The sequence below is a fragment of the Lactobacillus kimbladii genome (assembly GCF_000970755.1).
In the GTDB taxonomy this organism is placed as follows: domain Bacteria; phylum Bacillota; class Bacilli; order Lactobacillales; family Lactobacillaceae; genus Lactobacillus; species Lactobacillus kimbladii.
The window spans coordinates 563,586-588,587 of the sequence record NZ_KQ034007.1; the positions used below are offsets into that span (position 1 = coordinate 563,586).

Annotated in this window: 22 protein-coding genes, 1 tRNA gene and 1 other annotated feature; of the genes, 18 read left to right on the forward strand and 5 right to left on the reverse strand. The window is 34.6% G+C overall.

Going from position 1 to position 25,002, the window contains the following annotated elements:
* The first annotated feature begins 89 nt into the window (after nt 1-89).
* From JF75_RS03240 to JF75_RS03285, 10 genes are all read left to right on the forward strand, one after another.
* Nucleotides 90-791, forward strand: coding sequence for an N-acetylmannosamine-6-phosphate 2-epimerase (locus JF75_RS03240; protein ID WP_034977286.1), 702 nt, complete (start codon nt 90-92; stop codon nt 789-791).
* Between the two features lies 1 nt (nt 792).
* Nucleotides 793-2,838 carry a PTS sugar transporter subunit IIABC gene (locus tag JF75_RS03245; RefSeq protein ID WP_046331812.1) on the forward strand — a complete coding sequence of 682 codons (2,046 nt, stop codon included), beginning with the start codon at nt 793-795 and terminating at the stop codon, nt 2,836-2,838.
* A gap of 1,044 nt (nt 2,839-3,882) precedes the next feature.
* Nucleotides 3,883-4,121, forward strand: a binding site (T-box leader).
* Between the two features lie 49 nt (nt 4,122-4,170).
* Nucleotides 4,171-5,355 carry a metal-dependent hydrolase family protein gene (locus tag JF75_RS03250; protein ID WP_046331813.1) on the forward strand — a complete coding sequence of 395 codons (1,185 nt, stop codon included), beginning with the start codon at nt 4,171-4,173 and terminating at the stop codon, nt 5,353-5,355.
* A 91-nt stretch (nt 5,356-5,446) separates the two neighbouring features.
* Complete coding sequence (locus JF75_RS03255) at nt 5,447-5,818, forward strand: hypothetical protein (protein ID WP_046331814.1); 372 nt, start codon at nt 5,447-5,449, stop codon at nt 5,816-5,818.
* Nucleotides 5,819-5,980: 162 nt separating this feature from the next.
* Entirely contained in the window at nt 5,981-6,982 is a 1,002-nt protein-coding gene (locus tag JF75_RS03260; protein ID WP_046331815.1) for a D-2-hydroxyacid dehydrogenase, read from the forward strand.
* Between the two features lie 125 nt (nt 6,983-7,107).
* Complete coding sequence (locus JF75_RS03265; protein WP_046331816.1) at nt 7,108-7,815, forward strand: GH25 family lysozyme; 708 nt, start codon at nt 7,108-7,110, stop codon at nt 7,813-7,815.
* A complete protein-coding gene (locus JF75_RS03270) occupies nt 7,812-9,047 on the forward strand; it encodes a DEAD/DEAH box helicase (RefSeq protein ID WP_046331817.1) in 1,236 nt (411 codons plus the stop codon). The genes JF75_RS03265 and JF75_RS03270 overlap by 4 nt, the downstream gene beginning before the upstream one ends.
* The gene (locus JF75_RS03275) at nt 9,044-10,372 is read left to right on the forward strand and encodes a PTS sugar transporter subunit IIC (RefSeq protein WP_046331818.1); all 1,329 of its coding nucleotides are present in this window, start codon (nt 9,044-9,046) and stop codon (nt 10,370-10,372) included. Before JF75_RS03270 ends, JF75_RS03275 begins: the two co-directional genes overlap by 4 nt.
* Nucleotides 10,373-10,425: 53 nt before the next feature.
* Nucleotides 10,426-10,498 (forward strand) — tRNA-Arg (locus JF75_RS03280).
* Between the two features lie 1,369 nt (nt 10,499-11,867).
* A complete protein-coding gene (locus JF75_RS03285; RefSeq protein WP_046331819.1) occupies nt 11,868-12,671 on the forward strand; it encodes a hypothetical protein in 804 nt (267 codons plus the stop codon).
* Here JF75_RS03285 and JF75_RS03290 read toward each other — a convergent pair.
* Complete coding sequence (locus tag JF75_RS03290; protein WP_046331820.1) at nt 12,652-13,332, reverse strand: hypothetical protein; 681 nt, start codon at nt 13,330-13,332, stop codon at nt 12,652-12,654. The genes JF75_RS03285 and JF75_RS03290 overlap by 20 nt on opposite strands.
* Before the next feature lie 1,382 nt (nt 13,333-14,714).
* Between JF75_RS03290 and JF75_RS03295 the strand changes: the two genes are divergently transcribed.
* A complete protein-coding gene (locus JF75_RS03295; RefSeq protein WP_141639311.1) occupies nt 14,715-15,155 on the forward strand; it encodes a hypothetical protein in 441 nt (146 codons plus the stop codon).
* Nucleotides 15,156-15,322: 167 nt separating this feature from the next.
* Here JF75_RS03295 and JF75_RS03300 read toward each other — a convergent pair whose 3' ends face one another.
* Nucleotides 15,323-15,559, reverse strand: a complete 237-nt coding sequence (locus tag JF75_RS03300) for a DUF2188 domain-containing protein (protein WP_046331822.1) — start codon at nt 15,557-15,559, stop codon at nt 15,323-15,325.
* Nucleotides 15,560-15,968: 409 nt separating this feature from the next.
* Here JF75_RS03300 and wecB point away from each other — a divergent pair, with 409 nt between their 5' ends.
* Nucleotides 15,969-17,111, forward strand: a complete 1,143-nt coding sequence (wecB, locus tag JF75_RS03305; protein ID WP_046331823.1) for a non-hydrolyzing UDP-N-acetylglucosamine 2-epimerase — start codon at nt 15,969-15,971, stop codon at nt 17,109-17,111.
* Nucleotides 17,112-17,164: 53 nt separating this feature from the next.
* Here the strand turns inward: wecB and JF75_RS03310 are convergent, their stop codons facing one another.
* Nucleotides 17,165-17,695, reverse strand: a complete 531-nt coding sequence (locus tag JF75_RS03310) for a GtrA family protein (protein ID WP_425339129.1) — start codon at nt 17,693-17,695, stop codon at nt 17,165-17,167.
* Nucleotides 17,688-18,134, reverse strand: a complete 447-nt coding sequence (locus JF75_RS03315; RefSeq protein ID WP_046331824.1) for a flavodoxin — start codon at nt 18,132-18,134, stop codon at nt 17,688-17,690. Before JF75_RS03315 ends, JF75_RS03310 begins: the two co-directional genes overlap by 8 nt.
* 136 nt (nt 18,135-18,270) lie before the next feature.
* Between JF75_RS03315 and map the strand changes: the two genes are divergently transcribed.
* The 6 genes from map to JF75_RS03345 all read left to right on the forward strand — a co-directional run bounded on the left by map (nt 18,271) and on the right by JF75_RS03345 (nt 24,654).
* Nucleotides 18,271-19,098 carry a type I methionyl aminopeptidase gene (map, locus tag JF75_RS03320; RefSeq protein WP_046331825.1) on the forward strand — a complete coding sequence of 276 codons (828 nt, stop codon included), beginning with the start codon at nt 18,271-18,273 and terminating at the stop codon, nt 19,096-19,098.
* Between the two features lie 5 nt (nt 19,099-19,103).
* A complete protein-coding gene (locus tag JF75_RS03325; protein WP_046331826.1) occupies nt 19,104-20,021 on the forward strand; it encodes a YihY/virulence factor BrkB family protein in 918 nt (305 codons plus the stop codon).
* Nucleotides 20,022-20,086: 65 nt separating this feature from the next.
* Nucleotides 20,087-20,974, forward strand: coding sequence for a UTP--glucose-1-phosphate uridylyltransferase GalU (gene galU / locus JF75_RS03330; RefSeq protein ID WP_046331827.1), 888 nt, complete (start codon nt 20,087-20,089; stop codon nt 20,972-20,974).
* Nucleotides 20,975-21,131: 157 nt separating this feature from the next.
* A complete protein-coding gene (locus tag JF75_RS03335; RefSeq protein WP_046331828.1) occupies nt 21,132-22,280 on the forward strand; it encodes a thiolase family protein in 1,149 nt (382 codons plus the stop codon).
* On the forward strand, nt 22,281-23,507 hold the full coding sequence (locus JF75_RS03340) for a hydroxymethylglutaryl-CoA reductase, degradative (protein WP_046331829.1): 1,227 nt from the start codon (nt 22,281-22,283) through the stop codon (nt 23,505-23,507).
* Complete coding sequence (locus JF75_RS03345; RefSeq protein WP_046331830.1) at nt 23,491-24,654, forward strand: hydroxymethylglutaryl-CoA synthase; 1,164 nt, start codon at nt 23,491-23,493, stop codon at nt 24,652-24,654. The genes JF75_RS03340 and JF75_RS03345 overlap by 17 nt, the downstream gene beginning before the upstream one ends.
* A 27-nt stretch (nt 24,655-24,681) precedes the next feature.
* Here JF75_RS03345 and JF75_RS03350 read toward each other — a convergent pair whose 3' ends face one another.
* Complete coding sequence (locus JF75_RS03350; RefSeq protein ID WP_046331831.1) at nt 24,682-24,966, reverse strand: hypothetical protein; 285 nt, start codon at nt 24,964-24,966, stop codon at nt 24,682-24,684.
* Between the last annotated feature and the right edge of the window lie 36 nt (nt 24,967-25,002).

A 25,002-nucleotide genomic window follows, 5' to 3' on the forward strand; every position in this document is an offset into this window, starting at 1 on the left:
AGAAAACGATTGCATTTCCCGCCAAAAAATAATATCATACTTTATGAAGCAAAACTTCAAAAAATAATATTAATGGAGTAAAAATACACATGGAAAAAGAAAAGTTCATTAATAAGATCCATAAGGGATTGATTGTTTCTTGCCAGGCTTTACCCGGAGAACCTTTGTATACTGAAAAAGGAGGGATAATGCCTCTTATGGCGAAGGCTGCTGAAGAAGCAGGTGCGGTAGGTATACGTGCAAATTCAGTCCGTGATATTAAAGAAATTCAAGCTACGGTTAGTTTACCTATAATCGGAATCATTAAAAAGGATTATCCCCCTGAAGAGCCGTACATTACACCAACGATGAAAGAAGTAGACGAATTAGTTGAAACCAAGGTTGATGTTATAGCTTTTGACTGCACTTTACGTCCTCGGCATGACGGACAAACCATTAATCAATTTATCAAAGAAGTTAAATTGAAATATCCGCATCAGTTAATGATGGCTGATATATCAAATTTTGAAGAAGCACAGAACGCTTATGAATGTGGCGTAGATTTTGTTGGTACTACCTTGGCTGGTTATACAGCTGAAAGTGAAAACAAGTCTGGACCAGATTTTCAATTAATTAAAAAAATTGTGGATGCTGACCTGCCACTAATTGCAGAGGGTAAAATTCATACTCCAGCTGAATTAAAAAAGGTAATAGACCTTAATCCGCTTGGAATCGTAGTTGGTGGTGCTATTACCAGACCTCTGCAAATTGCTAGGACGTTCACTTCAGTATTTAAAAAAGGGAGAGAATAAAATGACTAAAAATAAGAGATTCACTGCAATTGGTCAGTGGTTTTCCCAATTAGGGCAAGCTTTCATGTTGCCAATTGCTATTTTGCCGGTTGCCGGTTTATTGTTAGGACTTGGCGGAGCTCTAACAAATGATGCGGCTGTTTCAGCTTTTCCAGTTTTAAATCAAGTTTGGTTACAAAATACATTAAAAATAATGAATTTTGCTGGTAACGCAGTTTTTAGTAACTTGGCTTTAATCTTTTCGATTGGTTTGGCTGTTGGTTTAGCTAAAGGTGATAAGGGTACTGCCGGTTTAGCAGGTGGTGTAGCTTATCTTGTATATACTGCGACAATTTCCGGTTTGCTACAATTGTTTAACCCTAAAAATACAATTGACACCGGTGTTTTAGGTGCAATTGTAATTGGTTCCGTTGTTGCATACTTGCATAATCACTATCGTAAAATTCAATTGCCACAATTTTTAGGCTTTTTTGGCGGATCAAGATTCGTACCAATTATTTCTGCAATTGCTGCTATAGTTATCGGTGCAATATTTTACTTAATCTGGCCTCCAATTCAAGGTTGGCTGACTACTGCTGGACATGCAATTGCTGCAATGGGCAGTTTTGGTAGTTTCCTGTACGGATTTTTATTACGGCTGACTGGAGCCGTCGGTTTACATCATACTATTTATCCGATGTTCTGGTATACGGCACTCGGTGGCACAGCAGAAGTAGCTGGAAAAACCGTTGTCGGAGCGCAAAATATTTTCTTTGCTCAATTAGCTGATCCGAATTTCCATGGTTTATTCACTTATGGTACTCGATTTTTCGCCGGACGTTTTGCAACCATGATGTTTGGCTTGCCTGGAGCTGCTTTAGCAATGTATCTTTGCCTGCCAAAAGCTAACAGGAAAAAAGATGGGGGATTGTATCTTTCAGGTGGTCTTACTTCTTTTCTTACAGGTATTACCGAGCCTTTAGAATATTCATTTCTATTTGTAGCTCCTTGGTTATATTTAATTCATTCATTTCTTGATGGTTGCTCATTCTATCTTGCAGATATTATGAACATTAGAATTGGTAATTCATTTTCTGGTGGATTAATAGATTATCTGTTGTTTGGTGTTTTGCAAGGAAAAGATAAAACCAACTGGCCTAATGTATTAATTATTGGAGTTATTTGGTTTTTCCTCTACTTCTTTGTTTTCACTTTTTGTATTAAAAAATTCCACGTCAATATTCCAGGAATGCAAACTGAAGTAGATAATGACGTTGAAAAAACTGATCACAAATCAGGGAAAGCCACCAGTCTACATACAGAGTCTGAGCAAATTATTGCAGCTCTAGGTGGGGCTGAGAATATAAATACTATTTCTGCTTGTGCTACCAGATTAAGAATTTCACTTAACGATAACACTCAAGTTAATGAACCTGTATTTAAAAAATTAGGTTCTCCGGGTGTTTTAAAAGTTGCTGGTGGACTTCAAATTATTTTTGGTGGTAAAGCTGACCTTTATAGTCAAGAAATAAATGATTTGCTAGCTCATCCTGAAAAAATAAATGAGACCACAACTAGCCAAGATGCTGAAGATAATAAAATTAAAATTGAGTTTACTGCGCCCGTTAATGGTAAATTTAAATCTTTAGTTGATGTTGATGATGAAGTCTTTTCTAAAAAAATGATGGGTGAAGGTTTTGCAATTGAACCAAGTGATCAACATGTTTTTAGTCCAGTAGAAGCTGAAGTTATTTCAATTTTTAAGACCAAGCATGCAATTGGGCTTAAAACGAAAGGCGGACTGGAAGTATTATTACATATGGGAATCGATACTGTTGATCTAGCAGGCAAACCGTTTACTATTAAAGTCAAAGAAGGAGATAAAGTTTCTCCGAAAACCGAGTTGGCAGAAGTTGATCTTGAACAAATTAAAGCAAGTGGCAAAAAGTCAACGATTATTACAGTAATTACAAATTCAATAGATCATGTTATACAAGCAGGTAATGATGCCAAAACAGGCGATGAGATTCACGCTCAAGATAATGTTTATCACGCTTTAGTCAAATAAATCAAATTAGTAGATAAGATGATATTGGTTAGCAAAAGATTAGTCCTATGTTGATTGTGATTTTATTTTAGCCAGAATTAAAAAGATATATTTCTCAAGTTGGAGTATTTAAAAATAATGTAAATTAAAAGCTATTTTGTTGATAAACCATACAGCTATTTGTTTGTATATATTAACTAAATAAATACCACTAAATTATTAACAAAAGGTAAATATTTTTATTTATGAATGTAATTGGTTAAATTATATCAACTTTCATTGTAGAATCTTTTTCGTTGCCGTTAATCTCTGGTCAGGACTAGGGTATTGCTTTAAAAGCACCAAGAAATTAAGACCTGAACGCAGCCAATAATGGTAACGAATCTGATGTTAAAAATATAGTTATTAGTTTAACCGTGACTTTAATTAAACAATTACATCATTGTTAAATAAGTATCTTTCTTTCTTGTGTATAAATCTAATTTCTCAATAAAATGTTGTTTTAGTTAGAATAATTAATATTCATTTAATCATTAAATGGTGATGGATTTCATCAGTTTAGTTTTTATTTGATTTTGCTAATATCTCATCAACGTTTAAATAAAATAGCGGATGATTAAAGCAAAAAGTTGAGGCTCTTGCCTTTTACATCTTTCAGGAAAAAGGATTGTTAGTTGATCAATTAAGCTAATACTAGTTACAAACTAGTAGAAAAAACGCATATGAGTAGGGATAGATTAATTATTAGCATTCTGGCTTAACGACTAAAAACAGTGGTAATCAAAACTAATTTAAAGTCGTAATTGGAGGTGTGGCATCAAAGCGGTTATCGATTACCTGTTACTAAAATTTTACCTAACATAAACTTAAAAAAGCAATATCATCAGGTTAAACAAAATAACTATTATAAAAACATCAGAAAAGTAAGGCTAAGATGATAAATTTTTTACCATTCTTAGCCAAATAGTTAATGCTATACCCCCAAGAGAACTGCCGATTCTTCATTTTTACTTTATGGTGTTGACATAATTAATAAATAATGATAAATTAAAAGTCAATTAAATAAACAACATCTTGCAAAGCAGAGTAACTATTTTGTTGCTGATAAAGAGAGCTGATATTTGGTGAAAATCAGTTAGCAGTAAGTAGTGAACATGGGCTTCTAATTGATGTCCATTGGTGATAATCAGCCAGTGGCGGAGTTGCATCCGTTATTTTTGCAAGCTATTGTTTGATAGTTAATGAGGTTTATTACGTGAGTAATAAATGAATAAAAGGTGGTAACGCGAGCACTCGTCCTTAAGAAGAAAAGGATGAGTGCTTTTTTTATACAAAAATTTGGAGGTTTTTTAGATGACTAAAACTGCTTATACTAACGTTAATTTGTTTAACGGGATTGATGATAAAATTCAATCTAATACCACGTTGGTGGTTGATGATGAAAGCGGCAAGATTACCAAAATATGTGAGGGTATTGCACCTGAGGCTGATCAGACAGTAGATTTACAAAATAAATATGTGATTCCTGGTCTAATCAATTGCCATACACATATTATTATGGATCCTTTGACCCCCGATGGTGGTAGTGAATCTGATGTGGTATCTTCTACGGTTCGTGCAGTAAAACATTTGCATGATTTATTGAAATCTGGTGTCACCTATATTCGTGAATGCGGCAGCACGTACAATATAGATATTGCTCTTAATAATTTAATTAAGAAAAACAAATTAACTAAGGTACCAGAAATTGTGCCCGCAGGACACCCATTTTCTATGACTGGTGGACATGGTGATTTGCCTAACTTTGGTGTATTGGTTGATTCACCTGATGAGATGCGTAAGGCTGTTCGCCAGGGAATTAAAGCTGGTGCCAAAGCAATTAAAGTCATGGCCACAGGTGGCGTAATGACGGAAAACGATTCTCTTGATGATCCTCAATTAAGTGAAGCTGAAATGCACGTTGCAGTAGAAGAAGCTCATCACAAAGGTTTAACTGTAGCGGCACATGCGGAGGGCAACCCAGGAATTTTGAATGCGATTAAGGCTGGCGTTGACAGTATTGAACACGGCTTTTACGTTAATGACGAAGAAATTAAACTGATGATTGAAAAAGGAACATACTTAACCCCAACAATAGTTGGAGCTTGGGCATTCATCGAATATGCTCCTGGGAAAATTCCTGACTGGGAAATGAATAAAATTGCGGCTGCTTGGAAAGATTTGCGCGGCAACATTACTAAGGCTAAAAATGCTGGTGTCAAAATTACTTTGGGCACTGATGCCGGCACACCATTTAATGACTTCACGATGACTCCTGAAGAATTGCCTTTACTAGTAGAACAAGGCTTTACTAATTTTGAAGCTTTAGAAACCAGCTATAATTCCGCTAAACTACTTAAAATTGCTGACGAATATGGTTCTTTAGAAGAAGGCAAATACGCTGACTTTTTGGTATTGGATGAAAATCCGTTAGAGAAGATCAGTGCGGTTGTCCAAAAAGACAAAGCGGTTTACAAAAAGGGTAAGAGAGCTTACTAAAGAAAAGCAAATGATTTTGCAATTTCGAACAAGTGTTCAATAATAAAAGAAGCTACTGAAAAAGTAGCTTTTTTATTATGGGGGAGAAAAAATGAATCAGAAGTTTTTAGATGTCATGAATGATGAAGGACCAGTCACCATTGTTACTATTAATGCCAACCCAGCCAGTGTGGTAAATACGTGGATGTCGTATGTAAAAGTCGACGAGGCAAATAATTGCCTTTATATCCCTGCAGCGGGAATGCACAGTATTGAGAATGATTTTGCCCAAGATAATCATGTCCTATTAACTATGGGTTCAAAAAAAGTAGAGGGTACAGCTGGCCCAGGAGCTGGATTTCATGTTAAAGGAACCGGAAAATTTTTGGCAGAAGGACCAGAATTCTCTGAAATGCAGGCACGTTTTCCCTGGTTAAGAGAGGTTTTACGGGTTAATATCAACCAAATTGAACAAAAAATTTAATTTAGCACTTTAAAATAATGTGCAAATCTGATGGTCTTATTAGCTTTCATATGATTAGGCTTAAATTATTAATTATTATTTTTTAAAATTTATCTTTAATTTTATTCTAATTTTAGATACAATAAGAGATATAAATTTTTTATCCAAAAAGGAGGATTAATAATGAAAGCTTTACTTTACAATATGACCCCGGAGCAACAGGTTTATGCTGACAAGTGGAATAAAGATCATCCTGAAGATGATTTAGTTTCAACTGAAGACAAGCTTGATGCTAAGACTGTTGAGATGGCGAAAGGCTATGATGTTGTCAGCGTTTTGCAGGTCTTTGACATAGATGAGGAAGAGGTCTATCGTAAACTGAGCTCATATGGAATTAAGCAAATAGCTTTAAGGTCTGTTGGGTATAACATTGTCAATTTTGATTTTGTGCACAAGTATCATATGATCGTAACGAACACACCGGCATATTCTCCACGTGCAGTAGCGGAGAACACTTTGACTTCTGCAATGTACTTGTTGAGAAAGTGGGGTCCTATTTTAGATAATGAAAGAGAGCACCTCAATTTTGTTCGGTCTGAAGATTTGATGAGTGATGAAATCTATAACCAAACAGTTGGTATTATTGGTGTTGGTCGTATTGGTTCTTGCGTTGCAGAAATGTTTCATGCGTTAGGAGCCAAGGTACTCGGTTATGACTTGGTTGAAAATCCTGCCAACGAGGCATTTTTGGAATATACCGATTTTGATACCGTAGTTAAAAACGCAGACATCTTGACGTTGCATACACCTCTTGAGCCTTCAATGGAAAACATGATTAGTGCCAAGCAATTTAAAGAAATGAAGAACACCGCATATCTGATTAATGCAGCTAGAGGTCCACTGGTTAACACTCAAGACTTGATTGATGCATTGAAGAACAAAGAAATTGCTGGTGCTTCATTGGATGTGATGACTGGTGAAGAGGCAATTGTTATGAAGAAATTTAAGGATATTTCCGAATTGCCAGTTGAGTACCAGGAATTAGCAAAAATGCCTAACGTTGTCTTTACGCCGCATTCCGCATACTACACGAAGACCTCTGTCAAGAATATGATTGAACACAGTATGACTGATGTTAAGCGCGTTTTAAATGGTCAAAAGCCAATATATTTAGTTGAAGAATAATTTTTGTTTATTAAGTGATCGACTTTATGGTCGATCACTTTTTTTATTGCTAAGATTGTAGTTAGCAACTGTAGTGGAAAAATTGCTATAATGTACAGGTGTAGAAAAAATAAACGGAGAAAAAGATGAAAAGGTTTCATCATAAGTATACGCTACCTGCAATTCTAATCTTACTAGTTGTTGCAATTGGACTTCTTATCACTGGTATCGCCAATATGCATAACCAGACGACATTGCCACCAAACGGTAATTCAAGTGCAATTGGCGTCGAATTAAACCAGGATTATGGTTATGTTGATTTACATGAACTGCAGGCTAATGGCATTTCATTTGTCTATTTGAGAAGTACACAGGGACGCTCATACTTTGACGATGATTATCTGTCATATCGTGATCAAATATTAGGAACTAAATTGGCTTTTGGTACTATTGTTGCCTACAGCAATGAATCAACACCATTGCAGCACTATCAGTATTTTTTGAAAAAGGTGGGCACTGACACCGGTAGTTTGCCGATTTGGATAGAACCAGCTATTGATAACTATGATTTAGCATATATTAAACAAATGGCTCAATTTGCTAGTATGCTTCAAGGATTAAATAAGCGTGTCATGGTAGATTTAGCTGTTAAATATAAAAAATATTTTCCCCATGGTGTGCAGTTCATTACTGGTGGCAAAAAAGCCCCGAACAAAATGCAATATTCATTCTGGCGCTATAACAATGACGGACGGGTAAAGTCCGTGAGAAATCTAGAAAGTGGGGTAGTTATGCTGACATACAATGGTACAGTTACCCAGTACAAGGAGAAATACGGACAATTAACACAATAATGAAACAAGAAATTCAAGCAGTTTTAACAAAATTAAAAATGGCTGAACCAACTTTAATTCAGCAGGAAACGCGCACTCCAATTTTAAATGGTGCAAGTTGTATTGCACTTGCCAAAACAGGAACGGGGAAAACCTTGGCTTATGCGCTACCTGCATTGGAAAAAGTAGAAAAAGGCAAACCCAATAGTTTAGTGATTATTGCACCAACAACAGAATTAGCGGTGCAGATTCGCCATGCCATTAACCCTTTTATTCATGCTCTTGCTTTAACGGGAATTACACTTGTTGGAGCTGGTAATCGCAAACGTCAAGAAGATAATTTAAAAAAGAAACATCCTGAAATTGTCGTTGCCACTCCCGGAAGATTTTTTGATTTCTTTTCCGCTAATCGCATCAAAGTTAATCAAATAAGAACTCTGGTAATAGATGAGGCGGATGACGTTTTAGAATTTAATAAAATGGAATTATTAAGTTCTTTAGGACAAAATATGACAGCTGATGCGCAGATCTTGCTTTTTGGTGCTACTGAATCAGAGATAACCAAACAGGCAGAAGATATTTTTGCTCGCAAATTTATCACGATTGATGTCCGACCAGAACAGAAATCAACTGTTAAAAATTATTTTTTACAAATAGATAATGCCCATAAAATTGATTTTATTCAGCGCTTGATGCGCCTTGATGGTTTTAAAGGCATTCTGTTTTTTGATTCAAATCAAACAATGATGCGCTTTGCCGGTATTTTGGCACATACTAAGACTAAATTTGGTATTTTAGCTAATGACTTCGGCAAGCAGAAAAGAGAGGCAGCTCTCAATAATTTTAAAGTTGGTAAAATCAAATTGCTTCTCGCCACAGACTTGGCTGCGCGTGGTTTAGACATTGCTGGTGTAACATATGTGGTAAACTACGACATCCCTAGTGAAGTTAACACCTACATGCATCGTGCTGGAAGAACTGGTAGAATGGGTGCCAAGGGATTTGTGGTAACTTTAGGTGATGATCATGATCTGCGCGATCTTAAAAAGCTGCTTGAACATAGTGTTAAAATTGAACGGGTATATTTTGCCGGATTTCATTTGACTACTAAAATGCCGCGCAAAAAGGAAAGTAGGAAACAGGACGCAGCTGAAGAAAAAAAGGTTAGTGGATCAAGCAAAAAACATAAAAAGCATAAGAATAAAAACAAGGGCTATCATCCCCATTACTTGAAGAGAAAGGAGCAAAAATGAGTCGATTAGTTACTTGGCTTGAAGACTATATTTTGCCTTTAGCTAACAAGATAGGGCAAACTCACTGGCTTGTGGCTCTAAGGGATGCATTTGTTTCCGTGATGCCGATTACTATTGCCGGTTCCCTTGCTGTATTGGTCAAAAGCCTGATTGCTGCAGCCAAGACCGAATTGGGCTGGCACACTTTTGCTTGGGCAATGCAGCCTCTTTCTTTAGTCTGCAACGTTGTCTGGCGTGGTACTTTTGCTTTATTTGCCCTCTTTTTGTCAATGTCTCTAGGCTATCATTTGGCTAAAAGCATGGAAGTTGATCCTGTTGCTGGAGCAATTGTTTCTTTATCATCTTTAGCCATGAGCATCGCCAATTTAACTAAGCTTAAAGTTAACGGCAAAATCATCTCTATTCACAAAGCTTTTAATATTTCACAATTTTCAACCACTGGCATTTTTACTGCGATTTTATTCGGCTCAATCGGTGTTACTATCTTTGCCCTTTGTTTTAGGGCGAGAATCAAGCTTCATCTTTCTGCCAATTTGCCTTATGCTGAACAAATGGCTTTTGATTCACTCATTCCCGCAATTATTGCGATATTTTGCGTTGGTATGATTAATTTTGTCTTTCAGACAATCACGGGCACTTTTTTTGGCAACTGGCTGCTCAATTCGATTCAAACACCTTTAGTAAAATTAGGTCAAGGCTTCGGCATGGTAATGCTTGTGACCTTATTAGTCCAAATTTTCAGCTTTTTTGGTTTTAATGGTTTAAGTGTCTGGGCTCCAATTTTAGATTCAATTTGGTTAACTGCCCAGAATGTTAATGTCACAGCTGCTCGTGCAGGAAAAGAGGCACCTTTCATTTGGGTTCGCGGATCGTTTGACGCATTTGCCTGGTTCGGAGGAGCAGGGGGAACATTGATGTTGATTGTAGCCATACTGCTGTTTTCAAAACGTAGTGACTATCGGACAATTGCTAAAGTTGCACTAGCTCCCGGAATTTTTAATATCAATGAACCGATTATTTTTGGCTTGCCTGTAGTTCTTAATCCGGTTTATTTTATTCCATTTGTTGTTGCTCCTTTAGTCAATGTGGCCTTTTCATACGGCGTCAGCATGATGAATTTAGTTAATCCTGTCCAAGTAGCAGTTCCTGCCGTTGTGCCACCAATCATCGGACCATTTTTAGCTTGCAATTATGATTGGCGTGCTATCGTATTGTCAATTGTCAACATGCTCATTGCTTTAGCCATCTGGACACCCTTTGTTTTTGCAGCAGATAAAATTGCTGATTCTAACGCGCCACAACCATATTTTACTCGTCAATATTAGTTACTAAAAAAATTGGCTTTTATCACTCAAATTTGGTAAAGTTAATCTATTGCGACCCTGTAGTTTATCTGGATAGAACAATGGTCTCCTAAACCGTAGAGGTGAGTTCGAATCTCACCGGGGTCATTAATTTAAACCTGTAAATCCTGATTTATCAATACTTAATATTAAATATATGAGTCAAAGTATGCTAAATGTAATTTTTGTGGTTTTATCCTTCATATCTAATATTTGAGCCAATATATTTTTGATGAATAGTATGTATTTTATCTATCATGTAAGAGCACGTATTCATAGTGATATTTATATTTGAATGTGCAAGTCTTTTACTGATTTCATGCCAATCTACCTAATGGGATAATAGGTAGCTAAATATATTACAAGACAATGTCTTAAGTCATGGAAGTGAAAATTTCCTTTGTAGTTAATACCTGCTTTTTCATTCTGATTTTTAGAGCATGCTTAATAGCATTGTTATTTGTTAGCTTTAATTATTACTTTCAAAAAATATAAACTTGCAAGCGCTTTATTTTAAGTTGTTAATGATTTTAATCAATTATTTTGAATACAGATTGTTTATTTAGAACCGACATTTTTTCGAATGCTTTGACCTTCTGTGAAATATATTCTTATGTTTTTTGCATTATTTTTTACTTTTTCGGTCAATATAAGACCAATGAAAAGCCATAAATTAATATCAAAACATACCAGCACAAAATGTAGTTAAATGTATGTATGATATTGTGTAAAAATGATTTAGCAAACTTTTGGTAACTTCAATGAATTTTTGTGTTTCTGCAAGGGATAAGTATTCAACATGATGTGTTTTCTTATCGTTCTACACTGTATTGATTTACTTAGTAAAATTTTATGCCACAATTCCCTTCATGGTGTATATCGGAAATACATGCCTTGATGTAACCTTGCAGCTTCTTGACTATTATTTTGGAATGATTATTGCAATAATAATTGATTAATTCTTGACAATCATTACCATAAATTAATATTATTATTATACTTTGATCAAAATATTCTCTTAAAAAACTCGTTTGTCTCGTTTGTTTTATATATCATTTTTCTTTGCATTTGTTACTTGGTTGTAGCCATTCTCGAAAAAATCAACAAATACGGTATTTTAATTGACAAGTTTATTATAATTCTTTAAGTTTGGTTTTTTATTTCCTATTTTTTAGTCTTGGCTTAAGGTAGATTCTACCTTAATTTGCTTTTTCTTCAGTAGCTGAAATCACTGTTAGTAACGTACAGGAAAATTTTACTGTTCAAGTTTTGCCATACTAGTATATAGTCATTTTAAAAGTTTTTCCATTATGCTAAAATGAAGTAAGTTAAAGTGTACTATACGCTATATAGTACACTTTAGATTAATCCTTAAAGAATAAAGTTTGATAACAGAAGTTCTTTAAGGATTTTTATTGAATAAATAGTTTTATGACCTGTATAATTAAGTGAAAAATTTACTAAGTAGGGAATCATTATGAATAGAAAAATCATAGAGCATATTATTTGGTCATTTTTAGTCATAGCATTTTATACTATACTTATTTTTGTTTCTTGTAAAAGTTCCGATAGCATATACGAAAAGATAGCCTACATTGCACCATTGCTGGGGACTGCATTTGCTTATGCATATAACAATTTTAATCTGATTTTTATTACATGTAGAAAGACATTAGCATATGTATTAAACGATACAGTATCAGTTAGTAATGCTTATAAGATCTTTTTAAAATCTGATTTTTCTTTAGAGAAAATAAAAGAAGAATTTGAAGATAAATGTAATGAGAAATTAGACATAGAAAAAGTTATAAACAATCTGCCAGATCAGCTGACAATTGAAACAAATTCTAAAGGAATTATTTCTAATGTAGATATTAAGTGTATGGATGATACGGAAAATTATTTAGAATTAGTTTTAAATGTCAAAGCTTCTACTTCATATAGAGATTCTAAAAAAGCTACAAATCTATTTCTTGATCTAGTAAATATTGTAGATAATTTGACCCCAAAGCTTTATGATATCAAAAAGAAAGAAGGTTTAAATATAAGTAATCCATTGTATACATCAACAATACAACTGGAAAAATACAATCCTTTTTACAGATATGTGGTTAAATATACTTGGTTAAGAAAAGATACTAATTTTAAGGAGTTAGATATAGAAAAAAATGATAATACAAAAATAAAAATAACAAACCATAAAATGAAAATTACTACAAATAATATTAGTGACCTACAATCAATTTTGAAAGATTATATTTCTATTTCCACAATTGGATAGCTTGTAAAATCTCAACAGCTAATTCTAAATAAGGATAATCTTTATCTAGTTTATCCATAGGTTTACTATACATAACTAATGCTCCCTTTTTTGAAAATCCAATTGTTCTACTAATGCCCGAAACATCTATTTTTGCCATAAGATAGGTTGCTCTATTTTTATCTATAGCCTCTACAGCTTCGTCATTTTGTTCAACACCAGTTCCAAAAAAATGTTTTGAAGTTACAGTATCATCATCTACATTAAAATAAAGACCTCTAGCTGATTTTTCATATGTTTTAATTTTATCAAATGGAAACTTGATTGGATTAGAAATATCTACTTCCTCTGAATAAGTGCTTTTAAGTGACTTTATAAATCCTCTACAAATTGAGCTTGGTGCAAATACAAAAAATAGATTTTTTTCTTTACAATAAAAAGCTTTAAAGCTATTGGTATGCTGATATTCACTCACTGGAATAAATTCATCATTGACTGAAACTAATATATCTTCTTTTACAATAAAGTTATAGGTGCAAGAATATTCTTTGAATGTATTTTTTGAAATAGTTAAAGTATTCTCACTAGGTGATATAGTTCCAACGGGCTCTTTGTCTTTAATAAGTGATACTGAATCGTTAATATCTAACTTATTTACTTTATATAATGTTAATGATTTCATTTTTGCTCCTAAAATTGTGTTAAAAAAATTAAAGAGAAAATTTATCGAATATTACTTTTCACTCTATTAAAAGTGAGTTCTCTAGACAGGCTAATAATAAATTTTTAGTTTAAAAATTCTGTTTTTGCCTTTGAGTGATAGTACCATTATATGTCATTTGCTTGTGTTTTCGTATTTCTATAGATTGATTATTTGTCTATGGTGATTAAGGTTTCAAGTCACTAAGTACTTAAAGTATAAATTTTTAAATTGAATAAGAACTGTTATTATAAAATTGCCCGTTTTACTTTTAGAAGTTATAAATTTATTTTTAAAAAACACCTCAGTTAGATAAATTTATAAACTAGGATGATCAAAGTATTCCTTCATTTTTCCACCAGTTGTACTAGCAATAACTGCACCAACTCTTGGACGAGTCAAATATGAAGATTATTTTCATTATGTCCTTTTTCACTAATGCGATATGATGAAATTTTATAAGCATTAATGGATTTACCAAACTCAAATAAAGTTTTTTAAAGGGATAACATGAATAGCGAACTGAGGTGCTTTTTTAATCTACTAATTTCTGCTTTCTTCCTTTTTTCTCTTTGAAGATGCATTTTGAAAAATTTATTTCTAGAAACCAAATCATGGGCTTTAATGTTGTTATACTTAGGTTTAAAGTTAAAGGAGCATTGATTTCAATTTTAACTTTTATACGATTATGATCAGTTGCTTTGGAATAATATCCGCCTCTAACATTTTAGCCACGTTTGTAGTTGGAAACTATATTGTGTTTTTAGCCATATAATTCACTTTTCCCTGGCCTGACTAATTATACCATATATTGTATTTTGCAGCAACTTACACACAATATGATGTGGAAAGTAATACAGATAGAATTAAATTAAATAGAAAAAACTGGTTGACAAAGACATTGAAGTTAGCCCTTAGAGTTGAACATTAACAATAATTCATTTTTGCTAAAGCAGTATTCTAATATTCAATAGGGTTTTATACTTTTACCGTATGCTTGATTTTAGATGGAACCTCGATGACTTAACTTCATTAAAAGAATTATAAGTAGGCTGAAAGGACTAATCCTGATTGAATACCGGAAGTCAGTATTCAGTTTGAAATTATTAAACTTTCTTATTTTTTGTGCTTTTTTGTATGTTAACCGTTATTAAAGCTTCTAGAGGTTTATAAAATTATGACTTATGACTTTTAAACTGTTTTACAGGATCTTTAAAACGGATATCGAAGTCATATGATACATCAGTAATTATTTTTATAGTGTAACTTTGAGTTCAGTTGTTAACTGAGCTATCAAAGTGATTTTTTAGGTTATCAATAACAATTGGCTAGTAGATTACTTAGAAAATTTAGATTTTTTAAAAATGAATCCACACAAAATGTCTTTACCCGAAGTTTTAGCTAATTTTCGGGCTCGTAATGTAACTTTTGAATTAAAAGATGGTACTAAAAGAACAATTTTTGTTAATGAAATTGAGGACGAAGATGATGACCAGCCTGAAATGATTTTTATGGCTGATGATCCAAAAGATGATGTTTTTATCTCTCAAGTGGTTGATGCAGTTCCAGGCAGTGCCAATTTTTCTTTGGCTATACATCAAATGACATACTTTGAATTAAAATTTGTCCTAAAAGGTCAAAAAGCTGAATTTAAACTTAAAGATGGTGCAATTAAAACTTTTATTGTAACGAATGTTTTAATCAAAAATGCAGCAAAGCCAAACTACACATTTGTTGGTAACAAAAAAGAAGATAGTATTGATAGTTCAGATATATTAAGGGTAAAAATAATTGCAGACAAATAAAAGTCTGATTACCAAGAAGATAATCAGACCAGAATTTGAAAGATTTGTTATTTATGTGAATATGAATAAAATAAAGTTTGTATTTTAGTTTGAGAAATATAGATTAATTAAAATGTTAGAATAGATAAAATATATGAAAATAGTAGTAATAACAATGTATCGATATATTAGCCTGCGGCTTTGGGACTGTCATGACCATACGAATTTTTAAGATTTATACGACCATTTCTTTTTTGACTAATTAGTTCGGTCTTTTCCTTTTGTGCCAACCTCTTTGCGTATTCCAAAGCATCAGGCTTACGGTCAAAAGTTTTAGAGATTTTGTCGCTACCAGCAATTTTAACAGCCCATTTATCGCCGTGAGTAGTGACCCAAACGTTTTTAGTTACTTCTGCTTTACCCATAATTTATTCACCTCTTTTCAAAATCATTATACAGCGAATAAATATATAAAGTGAAAGAATAAACACTTTTATAAAGTAATTATTTGTGCAGTTACTGATCTAGTGCATTTGCTGACTATATTTTTAATATAAAGGCGATTCTAAAATACGAATAACTAAGAAGATAATTAATATAAATAAAATTACTGCTATTACCAGTAAAATTTTTCTGCATTTGACTGTCTTTCTTCTATCAAAACTAAAGACAAAACAAAAAGCTGCTAGAACTATTAACAGTCCTGTAATTAGTAATATTTTAAATCCACGATACATTTCTTCACCAACTTTTGTTATTCAATAGTTATTAAACCATAATTTACTTGTTTTTTTGCAGCTAATTTACTAATATATTAATAAAATGGAGGAAATTATGAGCAAAATTAGGGTAATGACTGTTTTTGGTACCAGACCGGAAGCGATAAAGATGTCTCCTTTGGTACAGAGATTAAAAAAAGATAATCGATTTGAAGAAGTTACGGTGGTTACAGCGCAACATCGGGAAATGCTGGATCAAGTTCTTAATATTTTTAAAATCAAGCCGGAGTATGACTTTAATATCATGAAGAAAAACCAAACTTTAGAGGGTGTCACAGCCAAAGTATTGGTTAACATGACAAAAGTTATAAGAGAAGTTAAGCCAGACATTGTTTTGGTGCATGGAGATACAACTACCAGCTTTGCTGCTGGTTTGGCCAGCTTTTATCTTCAATGCCCACTCGGTCACGTTGAAGCAGGCCTTAGAACCTGGAATAAGTATTCACCTTTTCCTGAAGAAATGAACAGGCAAATGACTGATGATTTAACTGATCTTTATTTTGCACCAACTGCGGTTAGCAAGCAAAACTTGCTTAAAGAAAACCACAATTCTGATAATATTTTTATCACTGGTAATACAGCTATTGATGCCTTGGAAGAAACTGTTCAAAGTGATTACCACCATGAGGTTTTAGATCTGATTAAACCCGGAAGCAAGATAATACTTGTGACCATGCACAGGCGGGAAAATCAGGGAGAACCTATGAGACGGGTTTTTAAGGTGATGAAGCAGGTCGTAGACAACCATGATGATGTTGAAATTATTTATCCTGTGCATTTATCACCAAGTGTGCAAAAAGTTGCTCACGAAATTTTAGGTAATGACTCGCGAATTCATTTGATTGCCCCTTTAGATGTGGTTGATTTTCATAACTTAGCCAAATTAAGCTACTTCATCATGACAGATTCTGGAGGAGTTCAAGAAGAAGCTCCTGCTTTAAACAAGCCAGTCCTAGTTTTAAGAGATACTACAGAGAGGCCAGAAGGTGTTAAAGCTGGTACACTCAAATTAGTGGGAACACAAGTTGATAATGTTAGAAACGCAATGTTGGAGTTACTTGATAATAAGAAGGTATATGAACAAATGGCTAACGCCAAGAATCCTTATGGTGATGGTCATGCATCAGAACGAATAATGGATGATATTGCTTACTATTTTGCTCAAAATAAGGGTGAAAAACCAGCTGATTTTAAATGAATAGTCTAAATTTTGTCATACAAAAAGCCAAGAAAAATTTTCTTGGCTTTTATTTATCGCTTTTTTTCTTTACGTGACTTAATTTTTTCTTTTGCTCGTGCAATCATGGTAGTTTCTTGAGCTTGAAAAACTGATCTCGTAGTGAGGTAATTAAAAATACCAACTAAAATTTGATCAACAATTTTTACTAACAAGGCATCTAAATGAAGCCAAGACAGCCCAACCAGCATAATTAGACTGTCAGGGATAAGACTAATAATCCTATAGGTAAAAAAGACAATCAGCTTTTGCCAAGTTGAATGTTCCTCATCAACATTATTGATAAAAACAGCCTTTTGGTTAAATACAAAGGAGGCGAGGTTAGAAACAATAAATGCAATAGTATTCGATACTAAAACAACGCTATGCCACCATTTATGTAAAACCATAAAAACCACCGTGTTGATTAGGGCTGCTATAAAGCCAAAGATCATATAGACAAATAAATTGCGATGTCTTTTGACTACTTTTTGCGCTAAGTGGTGGATTTTAGGATCAGACATTGAGTCAAATTTTTGTGAATCCATTTTCTTTTTCTTAACCATTTAACTGATCAGCCATTTCCTTAGCTGCATTATCAATCGCATCTATATCGTTGTCGTTTGGTGCATTTTCAATTGTAACTGGTTTAGTCACTTCTTTTGCTCCAACTTGCTTAAACATTTTTTCAAAATCAAAGACATTTTCACAAAAATGATCGGCATACATCTTGTCGCCGCTGCCCATTACAGCAAAATATTTCCCACTTAAGTCTAAGTCTTTTAGTTGATCATAAAAGTCGGCAATGTCGTCGGTCATGGTGCCTTCGCCATAGGTATAAGTAATAAAGATGCACAAATCACTTGATAAGTAATCACTGGCGTCAGTAAATTCAGCTTCGCTCGTTTCAACGTCAAAGCCTAAATCCTGTAAATCTTCTTCCAGAATATCTGCCATATCTGCATCGTTGCCAGTCATACTTGCATAGACTATTCTAGCTTTCATTAAATTCATACCTTTCACAAAAACTAATTCATCAAAACATTATACCTAATTTTGCGTAATTAATGAAATTCTTTAGTAAACTTTTAAAAAACGCTATAATGTAATCAAACATCATTTAATAGAGGAGAATTTAAATTTGATTACAATTAAATCCATTAGAGAATTAAAGGGTATGCAGGCTTCAGGCAGGTTATTAGCATCAATGTTTGAAGGTCTAAGGGAAGTAATTAAGCCCGGAATTACCACTTGGTCAATTGAAGAATTTTGTCAAGATTTTGTCAAAAGTCGTGGTGGTCGATTGTCAGAGCAAGGCTTTGAGGGTTATAAATATGGGACATGTATTTCTGTTAATGATCAGATTGCTCATGCTACGCCGCGCAAGGATACAATTTTAAAGGAAGGGGATTTGGTCAAGGTTGATGTGACTTGCAATCTTAATGGCTTTGAAACAGATTCTTGTACTACTTACCCAGTAGGTGAAATTTCCCAAGCAGATCAGGATTTAATGGAAACTACCAAAAAAGCCATGTATTTGGGTATCGATCAAGCAGTCTTAGGAAACAGAATTGGAGATATCGGAGCGGCCATTCAGCATTTTGTAGAAGATGAGCATCACTATGGTGACGTTAAAGAATTAGTCGGTCACGGCATTCAACCCAGCATTCACGAGGATCCCGAAGTACCACATTGGGGTAAGGCAGGACACGGATTAAGATTGCGCGAAGGAATGACTATTACCTGTGAACCAATGGTTGAAGCGGGTGGTGACTGGCGCATTGTAGAAAAAAGCGTATCCGATCCTAATGATGATTGGGTCTTTTACGCTACACCGGACGGCTCAAAATCCGCACAATTTGAACATACCTTTGCAATTACTAAGGACGGTCCTAAAATTTTAACGTTGCAAAAACCATATGATGGCTATGAAAAGTACTTACCACATTTTGACGAAATGGATGACTAAATTGCATGGGTAGAAAAGCTGAGGCAGTCAGGAAACGCTCTTTTTTATTTTATAAAACTGTTTCCCTGAAATTTACTCAAGGTGAAGTTTTAACCAGCGCAATTGCGATTGCCTACTACGTTTTGTTTTCGATATTTCCGTTAATTATTATTATCGGAAATATTTTGCCGTTATTTAATATTAATACTGAACCGATTGCCAGTTATTTAAAATTAATTTTTCCAGATAAAATTGCTAAATTTATTATGCCGATAATTAACTCACTATTGAAAAGCAAATCAAGTGGGTATATTTCATTTGGTATCGTATTGGCATTATGGTCAGTTTCTTCGTTAGTCAATGCTATTAGAATTGGTATGAATCGCATCTATGGTGTTCGTGCTCAAGAATTAAAGCAAAAATGGCAGGTCACTGTCTGGACAAGATCTATTACGATTATGTTGACCAACCTCATGATCATAGTATTTGCCTTGCTTAATTTAACTTTGATTTTTGGTCAGCAGGTACTCGAATTTTTACGCCCAATTTTCTCTTTTTCTGTTGGCGAAATTGAAAAAATTTTTAGTTATCGTTACCCAGTAATTATTATCACAATGATAGGTTCACTGTATTATGTCAATTATTTTTTACCCAACATCAGATTAAAGAAAAAAGTTATCTGGCCAGGTGTTTTTACTACATTATTCGGCTGGATTATTCTTTCCTGGCTTTTTAGTTTCTATCTGCATCATTTTCGTATTAGCTGGGAAAACTATGGCATTATCGGTACTTTTATTATTTTCATGTTGTGGTTGAATATTTCCTCAATCCTCTTTTTACTGGGGACATGTGTAAATGCTGCAATAGTGACACTAAATTACGGAGAAGTGCACTATTCAGTGGGTCGCTTAGCTGAATATATTCAAAGAAAGCGCAGTCATTAAAAATTGGCGCATTCAATTTTATTTTGGTATATTAGTTTTATGATTTTAAAGAAAGCGTAAAAAATATGAAAGTAAGAAAAGCAATTATTCCTGCTGCTGGTCTTGGTACTAGGTTTATGCCGGTAACTAAAGCAATGCCCAAGGAAATGTTGCCGATTGTCGACAAACCGACTATTCAATTTATCGTTGAAGAAGCTAAAAAATCTGGTATTGAAGACATTTTGATTGTCACTGGAAAAAATAAGCGCTCGATTGAAGATCATTTTGACTCCAATCCTGAACTTGAACAAAATCTGCAGGAAAAAGGTAAGACTGGTCTGCTTAAAATGTCGCAGGAAATTACCCATTTGGGAATTAATATTTATTATACTCGTCAACCCTATCCAGCAGGTTTAGGGGATGCGATTGCCCGTGGACGTAGTTTTATTGGAGATGAACCATTTGTCGTTATGCTTGGCGACGACTTGATGATGGACAAAGTACCATTAACAAAGCAATTGATTGACCGTTATAGTGAAACGAATGCTTCCACAATTGCCGTTATGCCAGTGCCACATAAAGAAGTTTATAAATATGGCATAATTGAACCAGACAGTGAAATTGCGCCTGGCTTAATAAACGTTAAATCTTTTGTTGAAAAACCAGAGGTCGACAAGGCTCCGAGTGATTATGCCATTATTGGTCGGTATCTTTTAACTCCTGAAATTTTTCCAATTTTGGCTGAGCAAAAACCAGATAAAGGTGGAGAAATTCAATTAACTGATGCGATTGATACCATGAATAAAACGCAACGCGTTCTAGCGCATGTCTTTAAGGGGACTCGTCACGATGTCGGCAATAAAGAAAGTTACTTGGAAACTTCAATTGAATATGGCTTAAAACATCCGGAAACTAAGGATGCATTGCGTAAGTACATCATTGATTTAGGAAAAAAGCTAGAAAAACAAAATTAACAATTAACAAATAAATAAATTTTGCAATTAAAGAAACCAGGATTTAATGGTTTCTTTTTTTATGTAAAATTTTTCTTAATGTCGAACTAATTACTGTCTTCGAGTAGAAAACTTTTGTATTATGCGACTTGAAACTTTTAGCTAGGGGATAGGTTAAATGAAAGATATATACATTGTTGCAGCTAAAAGAACTCCTTTTGGCCGCTATCATGGGTTATGGGCTGAAAAAAGCGCGATAGATTTAGGAGAATTAGCATTAAGAGAAACGTTAAAAAGCATTAATTTGGACGCTGAAAAATTGGATGCCTTATTCATGGGTAATGTTTTGGGTGCGGGTTTAGGACAAAATATGGCACGGCAAATTGCTCTGAATACGGGTATGAGTCCCAAAAGCAGCAGCGTGACCATTAATGAAGTCTGTGGTTCAAGTTTAAAAGCTCTTAGACTGGCCCAAGGGCAGATGGAACTGGTCGACTTTGGCTTGGTAGCTGTTGGCGGCGCAGAAAGTATGTCAAATGCTGTTTATTTGACAGAAGAGCAGAAAAAACCACAATTTCAAAGTGAAATGCTGCAAAATGGCCTCATTGACGCTTTTTCTCATGCGCATATGGGATTAACGGCTGAGAATGTGGCAGAAAAATATGGCGTTACGCGTACTGAAATGGATGAATATAGCGTAAATTCACATCAAAAAGCAGTTGAAATTGTTCAGCAAAATTTTTTCAAAGACGAAATAATAGGCGTAAAAGTTAACGACAAAATGATCCAGCAGGACGAAACCATTCGGGCAGACACTAATATGGCAGCACTGAGCAAGTTAAAACCTGTTTTTAAGAAAAATGGTTTAGTTACAGCTGGCAATTCTTCACCCTTAAGTGATGGTGCTAGTATGATTATTTTGGCAAGCGCAGAAAAAGTCAAGGAACTTAAATTGCAACCTCTGGCCCGATTGGGTGCGTTTGCTGAATCTGGGACTGATCCGGCATACATGGGTGTAGCACCATATTTTGCTGTAGAAAAATTATTACAAAAAACTGGCAACACTATTAATGATTATGACGTAATCGAAGTTAATGAAGCTTTTGCCGCACCTAGCGTGGTCTTAGCCCGCAAACTGCGGATTCCACCTGCCAAACTAAACATTTTCGGTGGAGCTATTGCACTAGGTCATCCTCTTGCTGCTACTGGAACCCGGTTAGTAGGAACAGCCGTCAATATTATGAATCATATCAATGGCCACAAGGCTTTGGTAACTCTTTGTATTGGTGGTGGACAAGCAATTGCATGTGAAATAGAGAAATTGTAAATGAAATTCTATAAATTATCTCCTGAAAAAAGGCGAGATTTCTTGCAAAAACAGGGGATCAAACTGGATCAAATTGATTCCCAGGTTTTGCATAACTTGGATTTATTAAGTGAAAATGTAATAGGTCAGTTGCGGTTACCTGTCGGTTTAGTACAAGACTTATTAGTCAATGGTCAAAATTACCAAGTACCAATGGTGACTGAAGAAGCTTCGGTAGTTGCCGCAGCTAATAATGGCGCTGGTATTGTTGCAAAAGCTGGAGGCTTTACCGCAAGCAGTCAAAGAGATGGTATTTGGGGTCAGATTGTCATGCAGGTGGCTGAAAATTTTGAAGTTTCTCATTTGCATGATATGTTGCCTGTAATGATTAAAAAAACAAATTCCCATTTTGCTAGTCTTGTAAGCCATGGCGGTGGCGTCCGCAAAATAGAACTTAAACAAATAAATGATTTACTTTATGTGAAAGTATTAGTTGATCCGGCCGAGGCGATGGGCGCTAACAAAGTAAATTCTATTTTAGAACTTATGGCTGATGAGTTAGAGAATTTTTCTGGCATTAAACAAAAATTATTTGCCATTTTGTCAAATTATCCCAGCCAAGTCACAACGGTCAGAGCAGCTGTTCCCATTGATTTAATTGGTGGAATAGAAACTGCAAGGAAAATTGTTTTATTAAGTCGAATTGGTCAAGATGATCCAATGAGAGCCGTTACCAATAACAAAGGGATTATGAACGGAGTTGATGCTGTTTTACTGGCAACGGGAAATGATACTCGCGCAGTGGAGGCAGCTTGCGGTGTTTTTGCAAGTAAAACAGGCACCTACACCAGTCTCAGTGAATGGCGGCTTGAAAATGAAAAGCTTGTTGGCAAGCTTAGCATTCCCTTGCCAATTGGAACTGTTGGTGGCTCAATCAATTCCAGAAAAGATGTTAGGCAAAACTACCGTATTTTAGGCGAAAAAATTGCTGCAGAACAATTAGCTAATATTATTGCTGCCATTGGTTTAGCTAATAATTTAGCAGCATTACTGGCAATTTCTACCAAGGGAATACAGGCAGGACACATGAAACTACAGGCCAGAAATATTGTGACAAGTTTAGATGCTACTGCTGCCGAGAAAAAAGTAGTATTCCAAAAAATCATAAATAACAAAAAATACAGTCAATCTGCAGGCCAGGAATTTTTAAGAGAAATTAGAGAGGAAAATAATGCAAGTCGGAATTGATCAAATTGGTTTTTATACACCAAACAAATATGTCGATATGGTAGATTTGGCGCACGCGCGAAATGAAGATCCTAATAAATTTTTGATTGGTATAGGTCAAAATAAAATGAGCGTTGCTGATCAGACGCAAGATGCAGTTTCAATGGGAATTAATGCAACGCTTAGATATTTAGATCAAATTGCACGCGAAAGAGTTGGTTTATTAATCGTTGGAACAGAAAGTAGCGTTGACCAATCTAAATCGGCCTCGCTTTTCATCAAATCAGCTTTGGCATTACCGGCAAATGTCAGAACATTTGAAGTAAAAGAAGCATGCTTTGGCATGACTGCAGGCATCATGATTGCTCGGGATTATGTCCGGCTTCATCCCCACCATAGCGCAATTGTAATTGGCTCTGATATTGCTCGCTATGGTGTTAATACTGGCGGTGAGGTAACGCAAGGGGCTGGCAGTATTAGCATGCTAATTAAGGCTGATCCCCAAATTTTGGCTATCAATAATGGACACAGCTCACACAGTGAGGATATTAATGACTTCTGGCGCCCTAATGATTCAGCAGTCGCCGTAGTTGATGGTAAATATTCTAAAAACGTGTATTTAGACTTTTTTAAACAAACATTTACGGCTTATCGAAAACAAACTGGAATAAAAACTAGCGATTTCACAGCATTACTTTATCATTTGCCTTTTGTAAAAATGGGATTTAAGGCAAATGAGTGGGCTATTACCGCTCAAGATGAAAAGACTAAAAAACATTTGACAGAGAATTTTACTGCTGCTGCTCGTTATGGCAAGGAAGTCGGTAATATTTACACTGCTTCTTTATATTTAAGCCTTTTGAGTTTACTGGAAAATGCTAAATTGCCAGCAAATGCAAAAATCGGTTTATTTTCTTATGGTTCGGGGGCAATGGGTGAGTTTTATTCAGGACAAATAGTTAAAGGGTATGAAAAGAACCTACATACAAATGCAGATCAAAAAATGATTGCTCGCCGTCAAAAATTAACTATTCCTGAATACGAAAAAATTTTTAATCAGGCTTTAGAATCTCCACAAGATAATTTAGAGCTTCAAAGTGACGAACAAACCGGCACCTGGTATTTTGCCGGAACCAAAAACCGCATTCGTCAATATTTCCAAAAATAGATAAAAAGGCTGCCAAACGGCAGCTTTTTAGGTTAGTCTAACTCCATTTTGATCAGGTAAAATTTGAATACCATAAACAGCAATTCTCTCTTTTTGGTTATAAATAAATATTGGAATACTGCGACCGTGGATATTTTTAACCAAATTAACCAGTTTGCCTTTTGTTAGTGGCTTTTTTCCGGGAAAAAGGAGGCATTCATTGCTTGAAATTTTCACTTTTGCCAAAGGAATATTTTTTTGGCCAATAGATAAATACAAGCTAGTTTGGTTGCTTAAATCATTGGTTAATTGTAATAAATCTGTTAATCTCATTTTTATTATTCCTATACAAATTTAACATGTTATACT

Excerpts from the sequence above, each read along its gene's own strand:
- JF75_RS03250 (WP_046331813.1), top strand. The coding sequence starts at position 4,171 with ATGACTAAAACTGCTTATACTAACGTTAATTTGTTTAACGGGATTGAT.
- JF75_RS03285 (WP_046331819.1), top strand. The coding sequence starts at position 11,868 with ATGAATAGAAAAATCATAGAGCATATTATTTGGTCATTTTTAGTCATA.
- JF75_RS03240 (WP_034977286.1), top strand. The coding sequence starts at position 90 with ATGGAAAAAGAAAAGTTCATTAATAAGATCCATAAGGGATTGATTGTT.
- wecB (WP_046331823.1), top strand. The coding sequence starts at position 15,969 with ATGAGCAAAATTAGGGTAATGACTGTTTTTGGTACCAGACCGGAAGCG.
- JF75_RS03290 (WP_046331820.1), bottom strand. The coding sequence starts at position 13,332 with ATGAAATCATTAACATTATATAAAGTAAATAAGTTAGATATTAACGAT.
- JF75_RS03260 (WP_046331815.1), top strand. The coding sequence starts at position 5,981 with ATGAAAGCTTTACTTTACAATATGACCCCGGAGCAACAGGTTTATGCT.
- JF75_RS03300 (WP_046331822.1), bottom strand. The coding sequence starts at position 15,559 with ATGGGTAAAGCAGAAGTAACTAAAAACGTTTGGGTCACTACTCACGGC.
- JF75_RS03310 (WP_425339129.1), bottom strand. The coding sequence starts at position 17,695 with ATGGTTAAGAAAAAGAAAATGGATTCACAAAAATTTGACTCAATGTCT.
- JF75_RS03350 (WP_046331831.1), bottom strand. The coding sequence starts at position 24,966 with ATGAGATTAACAGATTTATTACAATTAACCAATGATTTAAGCAACCAA.
- JF75_RS03315 (WP_046331824.1), bottom strand. The coding sequence starts at position 18,134 with ATGAAAGCTAGAATAGTCTATGCAAGTATGACTGGCAACGATGCAGAT.
- JF75_RS03335 (WP_046331828.1), top strand. The coding sequence starts at position 21,132 with ATGAAAGATATATACATTGTTGCAGCTAAAAGAACTCCTTTTGGCCGC.
- galU (WP_046331827.1), top strand. The coding sequence starts at position 20,087 with ATGAAAGTAAGAAAAGCAATTATTCCTGCTGCTGGTCTTGGTACTAGG.
- JF75_RS03295 (WP_141639311.1), top strand. The coding sequence starts at position 14,715 with ATGAATCCACACAAAATGTCTTTACCCGAAGTTTTAGCTAATTTTCGG.
- JF75_RS03340 (WP_046331829.1), top strand. The coding sequence starts at position 22,281 with ATGAAATTCTATAAATTATCTCCTGAAAAAAGGCGAGATTTCTTGCAA.
- JF75_RS03245 (WP_046331812.1), top strand. The coding sequence starts at position 793 with ATGACTAAAAATAAGAGATTCACTGCAATTGGTCAGTGGTTTTCCCAA.
- JF75_RS03275 (WP_046331818.1), top strand. The coding sequence starts at position 9,044 with ATGAGTCGATTAGTTACTTGGCTTGAAGACTATATTTTGCCTTTAGCT.
- JF75_RS03265 (WP_046331816.1), top strand. The coding sequence starts at position 7,108 with ATGAAAAGGTTTCATCATAAGTATACGCTACCTGCAATTCTAATCTTA.
- JF75_RS03255 (WP_046331814.1), top strand. The coding sequence starts at position 5,447 with ATGAATCAGAAGTTTTTAGATGTCATGAATGATGAAGGACCAGTCACC.
- JF75_RS03325 (WP_046331826.1), top strand. The coding sequence starts at position 19,104 with ATGGGTAGAAAAGCTGAGGCAGTCAGGAAACGCTCTTTTTTATTTTAT.
- JF75_RS03345 (WP_046331830.1), top strand. The coding sequence starts at position 23,491 with ATGCAAGTCGGAATTGATCAAATTGGTTTTTATACACCAAACAAATAT.